Genomic DNA, 13,356 nt, shown 5'->3' on the forward strand with positions numbered 1-13,356 from the left:
AACTGACTTGGTTCCAAGCGCCGATTTATTGGCAAGGGACTTTTGCAGAACCTGCTATTTTGTTGGGAGGTAGTTGTACTACCGACCTTGGTGACCTTTTAACGGGAGTACAACTCCCTCAGAACGAGGAATTGAGGGTTGTGCAAAGCCTTCTGGCAAGTAAATAAGTGATGGTTGCGCCTGCAGGATTTGCGGAGGCACCGGGCGCATCCGAAAGGTCAGGATTCGTTCGCAGGAACAATAACATCCTGGTGCTGACAAATGGGCAAGTTTTGGATTTGACTGTTAAACGAACAAAAACTTTTAGTACATTCAACTGAATTTATTATCTCCAGATAATCAGAGGATTTTATGCAGAACCGTTTTTTAGTATTACCAAGAAGTTGGGCAGGCGTGATGGGATTTTGCGCCCTGTTTTTTGTTATTCAGGCATGCGGCACCTCTAAAGAGGAGCGGGAGTCCCCGGTGGAGACCCTGTCGATGAACCAAATTTCGCTGGAAAACCTGGAGGCCTTTCAGACGGTGACTGACAACTGGACTGTTGCCGGAGGGGTGGAAAGTGACCGCCAAACCGAGCATGACCTCAACCCGCTGGAAGGAACCGGGATATTGGTAAATATCCCGAACGAGGAACACCAGGAGCACATTTTTACCCAGTGGGAACATGGAGACCTGGAGCTTGAACTGGATTTCCTGATGCCGAAAGGCTCCAACTCCGGCATTTACCTGATGGGCCGCTATGAAGTGCAGCTGCTGGACAGCTGGGGCGTGGACGAACCACAGTTTAGCGATGTGGGTGGCATTTATCAACGTTGGGATGACAGTCAGCCGGAGGGCCAGAAAGGATTTGAAGGAAGTGCGCCCTTGCTGAATGCGGCTCGTGCACCGGGTCTGTGGCAGCATTACAGAATACTGTTCCAGGCTCCGGAATTTGATGAAAATGGGAACAAGATTTCCAACGCCAAATTCAAGGAGGTCTGGCTGAACGGTTCGCTCGTGCAGGAGGATGTGGAAGTTACCGGCCCCACCCGGGCGGCCGCCTTCCAGGATGAGGTGCCCGAAGGTCCACTGATGATACAGGGCGATCACGGCCCGGTGGCTCTTCGAAATATTGAGTACAAGCGGTACGACAAGACCAGTATTTCACTCGACGATCTGACCTACGAGTATTATCCCGGTGAGTACGATCAGATGCCCGACTTCAGCTCACTGGAGGCCGGTGAAACCGCCAACACAGATTCGCTGGCGGGGAATGTGGTGGAACGGGATGACCGTTACGCGCTGCGCTATACGGGCACCCTGGAAGCGCCCAACAGCGGCACCTATCTCTTTAAACTCCGCAATGCCGGGATGGTGCGCATGCTCATTGACGGGCAGCCGGTGTTTGACCAGTCGGAAGTCCACCGCGTGCACCAGCTGGCCTCAAAAACGATGGAGCTAGAGAGCGGCCAGCACAGCTTTACCCTCGAATACCTGAAACATCCCAACAACTGGTACTGGGGCCTCTCCCTGTTCGCTGAAGGCCCCAAGCTGCGACTGCAGCCTCTCCACAAATCATCATCCGTGCCGGGCAGCGGTCGCGAGCTGCAAGACCTGGTTGTGAATCCACCTGACGATCGTGTAAAAACGCTCCGCTCCTTTGCCATGCATAATGGCGGAAAGCGCACGCATGTGGTTAATATAGGTTCCCCAAACGGCATTAATTATAGCTATGACCTGGGGCAATTTGCTTTGTTAAACGCCTGGGAGGGACCCTTTGTGAATACCAATGAGATGTGGATTAATCGCGGGCAGCCACAAATTGCCAAGCCGGCCGGTCCGCCGGTTATATTCAGGGGACATCCCGCTATCGCAGAGCTGAACAGCCCTTCAACGGCTTGGCCCGACTCGCTTTCCTGGGATCAGCTGGATGTGCAGGGATACTCCATCGGTGAAGGAGGGTGGCCCACCTTTAAGTACTCCCTGGGCGAAGTCCAAGTGCGAGATCGCTTTACCGGCACCGATGATAATCGCCGGCTGATCCGCACCGTGGAATTAGAAGCTCCGCAGCCGCAGCAGGATATATGGTTTCAGCTGGCTTCTGGTGATGAGATCTCTCAAAATTCTTCCGGGGAATATGTGGTGGATGACCGCACATATTACCTGAATGTGGTGAATACCGGCAGCCAGTCACCTCAAGTTGTACAAAACGGCGAGGACTACGACCTCCGCATCCCTGTACTGACCGACGGAACCGAGACTATCATTGAATACGAAATTATCTGGTAGCGTTAACTGATTTGCTGATGATGAAGAACCTGAACCAACTTTTTAAAGCACTATTTAGAATGAATTCTGCATACTTCGAGAAGGTATTCATTTGGGGGATAACGGGTATAATCCTCCTGATTGTATCAACGGGTACCGGTTTCGCCCAGTCAGATATCCCCACTGAGTCATACTATTACGAAATCGTCGATATTCCCATACCGGATGATGTTTTTCTGGAGGTGGGGGGTATGGACGTACTGCCGGACGGAAGCCTGGCCGTGTGCACCCGCCGCGGGGAGGTCTGGATAATCAATAACCCGGACAGCGACGATCCCGAGTACACCCTGTTTGCGGAAGGCCTGCATGAACCGCTCGGTCTTACTTACCGGGATGGCAGTATCTACGTGACGCAGCGCCCCGAGATCACCCGGCTGGAGGATACCGACGGCGATGGCCGTGCCGATGAGTACAATACGGTGTGGGACCGGCCGCTTTCCGGGAATTACCACGAGTATTTTTACGGACCAAAATTCACGCCTTCCGGCGATATGCTGGTTACGGTAAACCTGGCGTGGATCGGCTACGGCGAGGCCCTCTCCAAATGGGACGGCTGGCTGCTGCAGGTCTCACCCGATGGGAAAGAGGTGACGCCCCTGGCCAGTGGACTCCGCTCGCCAGCCGGTTTTGCATTCAATGCCGAAGGTGACCTCTTCTATTCTGAAAACCAGGGCGACTGGGTAGGCTCCGGAAATATCACCCACCTGGAGAAAGGCGATTTTGCGGGCAATCCGAGAGGTCTTCGCTGGTCGCACCTGCCCGGTTCTCCACTCGACCTCAGGCCGGAAGATATCCCGGATACCGGTGAACCGATGCATGGGGTAGCCGAGGATATTCCCGAGCTTAAGACGCCTTCCGTCTGGTTTCCGCACGGGGTCATGGGAATCTCTACCTCCGATATCCTCCTGGATAATACCGAAGCCGAATTTGGACCGTTTGATGGCCAGCTTTTTGTGGGAGACCAGGGTCAGAGTAAAGTGATGCGCGTGTTCCAGGAAAAGGTCAATGGAGAATATCAGGGGGTGGTCTTTCCGTTTCGGGATGGATTTGAGTCCGGCGTGCTGCGCATGAACTGGGGACAGGGCAACTCCAATATGTATGTGGGCATGACCAGCCGCGGATGGAGCTCCACCGGTCCGGAACTGTACGGCCTGCAGCGGCTGGTCTGGAATGGAGAGACCCCGTTTGAGATCAAGGAAATTCACGCCCGTCCCGATGGTTTTGAACTTACATTTACGAAGCCGGTGGACCCCGAGACGGCGTCTGATCCCGCTTCATACAACATATCGGGCTTTACCTATAAATATCACTCCACATACGGCAGCGATATCATCAACCAGGAACAGGCCCCGGTAACGTATGTACAGGTTGCCGATGACGGACTATCCGCCCGCCTGGTCGTTGATAATATCCGCAAAGGGTATGTCCATGAAATTAAGGCCGAAGGGATACGGGAGGCAGGGACCGGCTATCCACTCCTGCATTCTGTAGGCTACTATACAATGAAAAACATCCCTGAGGGTGAACCGCTGGCTGTGGCAGACGATGAGGCCGGTACGAAAAGCCAGGAGGGTAGATCTGGCGAGCAGGGTTTTGATCCCGTAAAACACCGCACGCAGATGCCGGAGTCATGGACCAATGGTCCCGACAAGGTAATAACGATCAACGCGGAGTCTCCGATGCTGTTTGATGTCACCGATTTCGAAGTGGAGGCCGGCAGCAGGGTGAGAATAACGTTTAACAACCCCACGGATCTTCTTCACAACTTACTTATTGTACAGCCCGGAGCGCTGGAACGGGTAGCCCAGAGGGCCATGAATATGGGGCTGGAGGGTCCACAGCGCGGTTACGTACCAGACTCCGAGGATGTCCTCTTCTTCACCAGCCTGCTCGAGGTGGGCGAATCCGAGTCCATCTTCTTTACAGCCCCCGAACAGCCGGATGAGTATCCCTACGTGTGCACCTTCCCAGGGCACTGGCAGACCATGCAGGGTGTCATGACGGTGACGGAGTAGCATGTAGCCTGTGAACGCCGGTTTATTTATTTTAAGAAGGCTCTGGAACTCCCTCAATTCCTCGTTCTGAGGGAGTTGTACTCCCGTTTATAAGGTCAATAAGATCGGTGGCACAAATTTAACCTCCCAACTAAATAGCAAGTTCTGCAAAGGGTCTTTTAAGCCTGTAATAACGATATCGCCTGTGCCCGTTTAGCTTAACTCCCGAAGGCATTTCATCATTTCATTGTTGTTTTAGGGATATCGCCATCACCACCTGTAAGTCCTTATTTCAGGTTACGGCAAAGATTTTGGCGAGTCCCGCTGAAACAGGTAGGAGCATGGCAACGAACAAGCCCAGAAAAAAACCGCCAAAACCCGCAGCTAATGCACTGTTCAGCAATATCAGGCATATCACACCCCGTTTTACAGCCTGTCGAATAAAGGCCGGGTTTGGGTTAAGAGCAGCCTTGAGAAATGGTGGAAAAACGGCAGCTGCGAATAGTATTACAAACGGCACGGCAACCATGAATTCATAAGAGGAGTGCAGTCCCAGGACGATGAGGGCACCCGTTACCAGGATAATCAATCCAAGTGAAGATAATCCGGACTTCCGGGAACCGCCATGCACCTCACCCTGGCTGATCAGCGTAATGGATGCGATATAAGCGATCGGAATGAAAGGCAGGTACCATTCCATCAGCATGGCTATCGGTACAATACTGCATCCCAGCAGCAGGTTCCAGCCGCGCAGCAGCCCCATCAGCAGTGGTCCCCATAGTGTAGAATGTTTGGCCCAGCGGTCGTAAACGAGGGAGCCCGCAGTAATCAGTACGGCAAGTACGAGGCTGTAGGCATTCACCTGGAAGGCCGCTGACCAACCGAAAAAAAACAGCAGGACGCCGAGTATCCCGACCCCGGTTCGGGAAGCGCGTCCACTGGGAATCGGTCGCTCCGGTCGCTCCCGGGCATCCAGCTCCGCATCAAAATAATCATTGAACACCACACCGCCGCCATACAGTCCGAACGTGGCAAGCAGCAGCCATACGAGGCCGTCAGGATATGCTGAAATTCCATCCCGAAAAGCGATAACCCCACCGGCAACGGCAAACCCCGCCAAAATATCAGCAAAAGCCGTAACGATATTGGCCGGACGCATGGTTTGGAGATAGGCAAACAGCCGGGTGCCAAGTGAGTGTTTTACACGATTTTGGGAAGAGGGCACAGTCACGTCAATTTATTGGAGGGATTGTGAATTGAGGGATTGAAGTGCGACACAGTTCCATAATATGTCGCACATCAGTTGTTAACATATCCTACTCAATAATCAGGTCGTCCTTGCTCGGCTCTTCCTCCTCAACAAACGGATCGCGCCCGCCCCGGAGCACCGAGTTTCCGCTGAACGTTTCCCGCTGGTCAATTTTGGGACGTTCCAGCCAGTCCTCTTCATTAAACTGACCGCTCTGCTTGTAGGCATCCAGTGCGTTTTGGTAGCACACTTTTTTGACCTGCTCCTCCGAAATACCGCGCTGCAGCATCAGCTTGGCCGTCTTGGGTACACCCAGTGGATCGCTGCGGCCCCAGTCGGCGGCGCTGTCGATAAAAATCCGTTCGGTGCCGTACTGCTTGACGATTTCCACCATTCGTTCATTACCCATCTTGGTCCCGGGATAGATGGTGAAAGCGGTCCAGTAGCCGCGATCCAGCACATCCTCCACCGTTTCTTCATTGTTATGGTCCACAATCACTTTTCCGGGATCCAGCCCGTGCTCCTCACACAGGTCCATGCTGCGGATGGTGCCCTGCTTTTTGTTGCGGTGGGGCGTGTGGATCAGCACCAGCATGTCCATCTTTTTGGCCAATTCCAGCTGTTCATGGAAGTAGTGCTCCTCGAGGTCGGTCATGTCGTCGTAGCCAATCTCGCCAATTGCTACCACGCCCTCTTTTGCCGCGTAGCGGGGCAGCAGGTCCATCGTCTTTTCGGCGAGCTCCTCGTTGTTGGCCTCCTTGGCATTCAGCCCGATCGTGCAGTAGTGCTGGACGCCAAACTGCCTGGCCCGGAACCGCTCCCAGCCCACAATCATGCTGAAATAGTCGAGCATGGAGCCCACGTTGGTGCGCGGCTGCCCGATCCAGAAAGCGGGTTCAATGACAGCCACAACGCCCCCGCGGCGCATCGCCTCGTAATCATCGGTGGTGCGGGAGATCATGTGAACATGCGGATCAATAAACATCATATCTTCAAAAGCCATAGTCAGTATAAAAATTTAATTATGCATTTGGTTTAGTAGAAGACGCCACGAGAAGCTATCGATACGCTTCGGCTTTTTCCCCGATCTCATCCCAGGTGATCTGTTGAGATCTGATTTCATCCAGCAGCTCCCGGTGTTGTTCAACCAGCTGCTCGGTCTGCTGGTCACTGCTGGCGGAAAGTGCCAGGATGCCGGCCTGCTGTTGTACGGGATCATCATCTTCCAATACTTTTGCCAGATCCTTGACAACAGACCCTTCAGCAAAAGGACCCACCGGGCGCCAAAGTTCGGGAGAGACCGTTCGCCCGGCCGCCCATCGCTCGTGCGCGTAGTCGACAAGCATGTCGGCAAGCGTTTGGTTGGCCCGCTGGTCGAGTCCCTGAATCTGGTAAAGGGGGCTTTGAACAAACAGGGCTTTCAACACCAGCTGGTTCCAGGCTCCTTCGTCAAAATAGTCGGCCGGGTAGGGGTTGTGCAGCGCCACGGCATTAAATACGGAAGTCATGTTACTGCGGATGCCTTCAGCCCCCCGCTCTTTAAGCGCTTCCGGGTAGGGTAGAATCGGAAGTGCCTGGTAGAGGGCCACCGACTCTCCCATGTCTGCCGAGACAAATGTTTTTTCAAGCCGTTCCAGAAAAGTACCCTTATCACCGTCAGCAATACTGAGTATCAGCAAGGTCCGCCCCAGCTGGTCAACGCGCCAGCGGCCGGGTTTCCAGCCGTTTCGGATCTCTTCGGCGGTATTTTGTTGCGTATCCGAAAGGTCAAGCTCCTGTTTACCGGTGTATCTCGGAACCGCGCTGAAAGAAGAAAAAAATTGCCAGTCCTCGGCCCCGTCTTTCAGTTCATCTACTGTTTTCCGGATCCAGTTGAATCCCTCTTCATCAAGATGAGATTCCAGCCAGGTAAGGATGGTCTTTCTTAATTCGGGAATTGTAATATTGAGTTGAGAGTCAGGCATTGTAATAGCAGACTATATTATGGTGAAATATGAAACAAGTGATAATTTGATATCCATCAGAGATAATTCAGTACAAAATTCCGCGGAAGTTGATGTCGAAAAAGTTGCTGATTTAAAATTGGCGTTAGCGCACGCGAAAATTTAATTCCGCAATTTAGTCCGAAACGACAGTTAAAAGTCCTTCGTTATTGTATAAAATATCTATGTAAAGAAATCATGAAAATATTTTGCAACGATGTAAATAAAATGTCAAAAACCGGTTTGAACTGTAAGGATGATTTTCTAAAAAAACAATGTAAATGTAAAAGCCGCATACTTTGGAAAATTTTTGCATGGGCAAAACAGGCAATACACGTATTTGATATTCATGCTTTTCAGGACTGTACTTGCAAATTAGATAATTTTCATTATCATAGGATATGAAATGGGTGTCTGACTTAATTTAAAATCTCTGTTTACATCGTACATCCTGAATGCCAGGATTTTCGCCTACCCTGATGGTACGGGTAACAAACGGGTCTCAACGTCCTCAAAAAAGCATAAGCTGTAACAGGGAAAACAGTTCTGTTTTTGGAATATTAAAGGGATGCATAAACAAAAAGGGATTGAACAAAATATCTCCAAAGAAAAGGTGTGGGAGCGGTTTGCAGAGGGGGAGGAGCGGCTTTTTAAGAATCTTTTTGAAGCTTATTATCAAGAGTTGTTTGGGTACGGGATAAAGTTGTGTCATCGCCCCGAGATTGTGAAAGATTGCATCCAGGAGCTCTTTAAAACCCTTTGGGAACGACGTGATGAGCTTGATCACATAGGTTCTCCGAACGTTTATCTGTTTGTGTCACTCAGGCGGAATATTCTGCGCCAGATAAAAAAAGGAAAAAAATCGGAGGGAGATCTTGGAGAAATGGATGAAGGATCTTTTATCCGTTTTAGCCGGGAAGATGTAATTATCACCGATGAAATCAAGCATAAAAATAAGAACGCTCTGAAAAAAGCATTGAATCAGCTTTCCGATCGCCAGAAAGAAGTGATATACCTGCATTTTTATAATGGTATGAGCTACGGAGAAATCGAACAAATCCTTTCCATCAACCGCCAGTCGGTCCGCAACCATATTTACCGGGCAATGGAAACGCTCCGCACACTGCTGGATAATGAGATCATGAAACTGGTAATAACCCTGATGGTAACCTTCCTGCCGATGGCCCAATATTTCATGTAGGGTTATTTTAAACTATTTACTGCCTTGGGTTGACCGGGGTGGCATATCGCAAACCTTAGATCTTTAATTCCAATTTAGTTGAATTCGCCAGGGCGTCCTGCAGGCCTGATTTTATCCCCACCCAATTTTTTTGAAATAATTTGAGTACGCATCCCCTCTTTGCCACTCTCCTTTAACGAATTGATTTCTGAAGATGTGAAAAAAATAATTATCCAGTGGACCAGGAACAACAGTATTCAGTAACCGAACTTATTCATGAAGCCTCCTTTCGCCGGATGGTAAACGGTACCGCAAGCCCGGAGGAGATTGACCGGTGGGGGCGATGGATGGAGGCGTCTGATGAGAACAGGCAAAAAGCGAAAAAAGCGATTTCTGAAATTACCGGATTCAGCTTTACAGACCCGGCGGATATCGGACTGCAAGAGCAGTGGACCCGGCTTTCTGAAGTCACGGTTAATGCGGATCAACGGTACTCGCCTCCTGTGGGTCAAAAAGATCGGGGACTGCGCTGGATATATCGCGTGGCGGCCGCCGTGCTCCTGGTAGTGAGCGTCGGGTATGGCGTGCACCTGTACGAGGTCAATAAACCCGAAGCAGAATTGGAACAGATTACCCAGCAGGAGACCGTGACTACCCAGCCAAACCAGCAGAAAACCCTGAAGTTTACCAGCGGATCCCGGATCGCAAAGGTAGTACTTAACGGTAGTTCCACGCTTACCTACAACGTGGGCCTGCTTAAAGATCAGCCAATCGAGATTAGTTTGGAAGGAGAAGCCTTTTTCGACGTGGAAGAAGGCTTTTCAGAGAACCCGGCGTTTTCCGTGGTCACCCCCGATGGAGTTATCGAGGATATCGGAACGCAGTTTCTGGTTGCTGTCGAAGAAGATCGGTCTCGGGTGATACTGCAGGAGGGGCGTGTCAATGTTAGAACGGGGAAAGGCCAGGACTCGATAAAGGAATTTCAACTCTCCAAAGACCAGATGCTGGAGTTTGACAACATAAATATAATGAAGCAGGAGCGGGTGAATTCTACGCTCTACACGTCCTGGGCCACGGGGTTTATGCAGTTTGATCATACGGATATTAGCACAGTTGCAGATTACATTGAGCAACGATACGATGTGCAGGCTGTATTGAATAATGAAGAGGTAAGCGGCATAACGCTGGAGGGGGCGGTCTATTTCAAATCTCTGGAAGGCTTGATGCAGTCAATCTCTGATATTGCCAAAATTGATGTTTACCAGTCTCATAACCGCGATACCGTCTATATCGGAAAGACCAACTTGCCACAATAACAACATGCTTAATAAATAAAAATATGAGTAAACAAATGACAAAGGGGAAACAATCATGAAATACGATACTACATTTTTCTCTGTAAGAACAGCTTTACTCGTTGTAGGGCTCTGCCTGATAGGTACAATGGGCTATGCTCAGACATTGGGATCGCTGTACAATTCAGACAGCCAAAACGGGAAAATCGGTATTGAGAAAGGCACCGACCTGGAACAGGCCCTGAACATGCTGGAACACCGGTTTAATGTAGTGTTTTTGTACCGGACAGATGCATTGGAAGGGCGGAAGGTAAAAAAGAGCAAGTTTTTGCCCAACAATGTACAGGAAGCACTGGACCATTTGTTGGAGGGACAGAGATTAGAATCAAAATACCTGAACCCAAAAACATATGGGATTTTTCAAAAAAATGAACCCAGCCCCAATCCGGAATCAGTAATTTTAGAGCAAGTTTCCGGTACGGTATTTGATGCCAACAACGGTGAAACGCTGCCGGGTGTTAATGTAGTGGTGCAGGGAACAACCACAGGTAGCTCAACCGATGGGCAAGGAAATTATCAACTCTCTGTTCCCTCACTACAGGATACACTGGTGTTCTCTTTTGTTGGATATGAAACGGAGACCGTGCCAATAAGTGGCCGCACGCAGATAGATGTGAGTATGCAGCCACAAACTGTAGCTGGTGAAGAACTTGTGGTAGTTGGTTACGGTACAGTGGAAGAACAGGAGATCACAGGTTCTGTATCAAGCGTAGATTCTGATGAATTCGTAACAGGTAACGTGAATAACGTCGGTGAATTAATACAAGGTAAGGTACCGGGTCTTACAATTGCTGGAGATGGAGCAAATCCAAACAGTAGCCCAACGATACGATTAAGAGGTATCTCAACTTTTGGTGAAAATCAGTCTCCATTAATAGTAATCGACGGTATTATAGGAGGAAGCTTAGAAAACGTAGATCCCAATGATATTGAATCTATAGATGTCCTGAAAGATGCTTCCGCATCTGCAATCTATGGTACTAGAGGAGCATCAGGAGTTATCGAGGTCACTACTAAAAAAGGAGTAAGCGGTAATTTAGCAATTTCCTATAATGGAGATATTTCATTCGTAGGAATTGAAAGTAAACTCGATGTACTAACTGCTGAAGAATTCAGAAACTTTGCTGAAGATGCAGGATTTACAATTAATGATGAAGGCTATAATACTAACTGGTATGATGAAATTACTCAAAGGGGATACAACACAACTCATAGTTTAGCAGTTTCTGGAGGAAATGAATCAACAACCTATCGTGTATCGGGTAATTTTAGAAATAGCAGAGGAATCCAAAAACAAACAGGATTTCAACAGATTAATGGCCGATTGAATATTACTCAATCAGCATTTGATGACAAGCTTGATGTCACTTTTGATATGGCTGTAACAGATCGTGAAGAAGCTCGTGGATCTGATGCTGCATTTCGTTATGGAGCTATCTACAATCCAACATATCCTGTTAAGGCGGAAAGTTTTGAGGCAACGGGTGGATTTTTTGAGACTACCTCTTTTGATATGTACAATCCCGTTGCACTAATTGAAACTACGGATAACAACGCTGATATCAATTATTTTAATGGTGCTGGAAGAGCTAATTATGAATTTGAAGATTTGGTACCAGGCCTAAGCACATCAGTGTTCTACTCCATTGAAACTTCTACAGTTACGAGTAACTATTTTGCTGCTCGGACAAGTAGATATGCTGGGGGAGCTACTCCGCAGAATCTAGGTCAAGGTAATGCAGAAAAAGCAGTGGATAATAGGCAAAGTGAACTTGTTGAGGTTACTGCGAACTATCTAAATGAAGATTTAGGTAAAATAAGGTTCGAGTCGGTAGCTGGCTATTCATATAGTGAAGAAGTTATTGATGGAGTTTCTGCCGAAGGTGGTGATTTTGTTAGTGATGCGGTAAAATATAATAATCTTAGTTTTGCACAAGATTTCACCAAAGGACTAGGTGAAGTTTCTAGTTATCAAAATACAAGTAGAATTATTGGTTTTTTCGGAAGAATTAATATGAATTGGGATGATACATATTTTGTGAATGCAAGTCTTAGAAGGGAAGCATCCACTCGATTTGGTGAGGAGCAAAAGTGGGGTACGTTTGGATCAGTTGGAGGTAGTGTCGAGCTAACTAGTTTGTTCGATTTACCTTTCATGAACCAATTGAAAATTCGTACAAGTTATGGAATTACTGGCCAGAATGCACCTGAAATCGGTATTTCTCAAAGGCGATATGGTCCCTCTGGTTTCTTTTTCGTTAATGGAGAATTCGTTCAACAATTTGGTCCTATAAGTAATTCTAATCCAGAGTTAAAATGGGAGGAAACTCGTGAATATAATTTTGGAGTTGACTTTGAATTATTGAATTCCCGAGTTGATGCGACAGCTGAATATTATATAAGAGATACTGAGGATCTTCTTTTTAATGTTCAGGTACCAGTACCACCCAACTTGTTCCCTAGGGGTTGGAGAAATGTCGGTAGTTTAAAAAACAAAGGATTTGAGGCAAATGTAGAGGTTGATGTTTTACAGAGCCAAGCTGCACAATGGAATACCGGACTTAATTTTTCAACCTTTAACTCAGTGTTGGAAGAATATGTTACTGATCAAGAAATATTTACAGCAAATGCTGGTGCCCCAGGCCAAAATGATACAGATATGGTGAGGGTAAAAGAAGGGGAGACTATCGGCCAAATCTGGGGACCAGAGTTTGCTGGAATTAGCTCGGACGGCGAATGGCTATTTTTTAACAATGCGGGTGAAGAGGTAACATTTGATCAAATTGATAGGGATGACGAGAAGATTTTAGGACAAGGCCTACCAGATTTTAGCTTGGGCTGGAGTAATAGTTTCAGTTATAAAAATTGGAGCTTAAGTGCATTTATAAGAGGCGTTTTCGGTCATGATATGGTTAATACTTATCGGTTATTTTATGAAGCTCCCTCTCAAATTACCACCTATAATATAGTATCAACCGGGAAAGATATTCCTAATTTGAAGAGCCCGCCTAAGTATTCAAGTTATCATGTAGAGAATGCAGATTTTGTACGGTTACAAAATCTGGCAATTGGATACAATATCCCATTAGGTGAAAATACACAAATTCGTAGCCTAAGATTGTCACTGACAGGCAATAATTTAGTCACAATTACAGGATACAATGGTGTAGACCCAGATGTTAATTTTATTGATCCCGTGGATGGTGGAGCACTAGCTCCTGGTATTGAACGTAGAAATAGTTGGTTTACTTCACGTTCTATCACTTTTGGGATAGACATTCAATTTTAA

Annotated in this window: 8 protein-coding genes; 5 read left to right on the top strand and 3 right to left on the bottom strand. The window is 48.1% G+C overall.

All coding sequences use genetic code 11. The annotated features are described in order from the left end of the window. The first annotated feature begins 396 nt into the window (after positions 1-396). Together ACG2F4_RS09080 and ACG2F4_RS09085 are read left to right on the top strand one after the other, a co-directional pair. Positions 397-2,268, top strand: coding sequence for a family 16 glycoside hydrolase (locus ACG2F4_RS09080; RefSeq protein WP_395260003.1), 1,872 nt, complete (start codon positions 397-399; stop codon positions 2,266-2,268). Positions 2,269-2,327: 59 nt separating this feature from the next. Then, positions 2,328-4,322, top strand: a complete 1,995-nt coding sequence (locus ACG2F4_RS09085; protein WP_395260005.1) for an auracyanin family protein — start codon at positions 2,328-2,330, stop codon at positions 4,320-4,322. 271 nt (positions 4,323-4,593) lie between these two features. On the opposite strand, the gene eboC is transcribed toward ACG2F4_RS09085, so the two are convergent. The 3 genes from eboC to ACG2F4_RS09100 form a co-directional block, all read right to left on the bottom strand. Further along, a complete protein-coding gene (gene eboC / locus ACG2F4_RS09090; protein ID WP_395260007.1) occupies positions 4,594-5,526 on the bottom strand; it encodes a UbiA-like protein EboC in 933 nt (310 codons plus the stop codon). A gap of 91 nt (positions 5,527-5,617) precedes the next feature. After that, positions 5,618-6,538, bottom strand: a complete 921-nt coding sequence (locus ACG2F4_RS09095; protein WP_395260060.1) for a TatD family hydrolase — start codon at positions 6,536-6,538, stop codon at positions 5,618-5,620. Positions 6,539-6,608: 70 nt separating this feature from the next. After that, on the bottom strand, positions 6,609-7,514 hold the full coding sequence (locus tag ACG2F4_RS09100; RefSeq protein WP_395260009.1) for an EboA family metabolite traffic protein: 906 nt from the start codon (positions 7,512-7,514) through the stop codon (positions 6,609-6,611). A gap of 586 nt (positions 7,515-8,100) precedes the next feature. Between ACG2F4_RS09100 and ACG2F4_RS09105 the strand changes: the two genes are divergently transcribed. The 3 genes from ACG2F4_RS09105 (at position 8,101) to ACG2F4_RS09115 (ending at position 13,356) form a co-directional block, all read left to right on the top strand. Further along, positions 8,101-8,733 (top strand): RNA polymerase sigma factor, encoded by a 633-nt coding sequence (locus ACG2F4_RS09105; RefSeq protein WP_395260013.1) that lies wholly within the window; start codon positions 8,101-8,103, stop codon positions 8,731-8,733. A gap of 215 nt (positions 8,734-8,948) precedes the next feature. After that, complete coding sequence (locus ACG2F4_RS09110) at positions 8,949-10,028, top strand: FecR family protein (RefSeq protein WP_395260015.1); 1,080 nt, start codon at positions 8,949-8,951, stop codon at positions 10,026-10,028. 55 nt (positions 10,029-10,083) lie between these two features. Further along, positions 10,084-13,356, top strand: coding sequence for a SusC/RagA family TonB-linked outer membrane protein (locus ACG2F4_RS09115; RefSeq protein ID WP_395260017.1), 3,273 nt, complete (start codon positions 10,084-10,086; stop codon positions 13,354-13,356).

The sequence above is a fragment of the Halalkalibaculum sp. DA3122 genome (genome assembly GCF_043951865.1).
Classification (GTDB): Bacteria; Bacteroidota; Rhodothermia; order Balneolales; family Balneolaceae; genus JAMQKA01.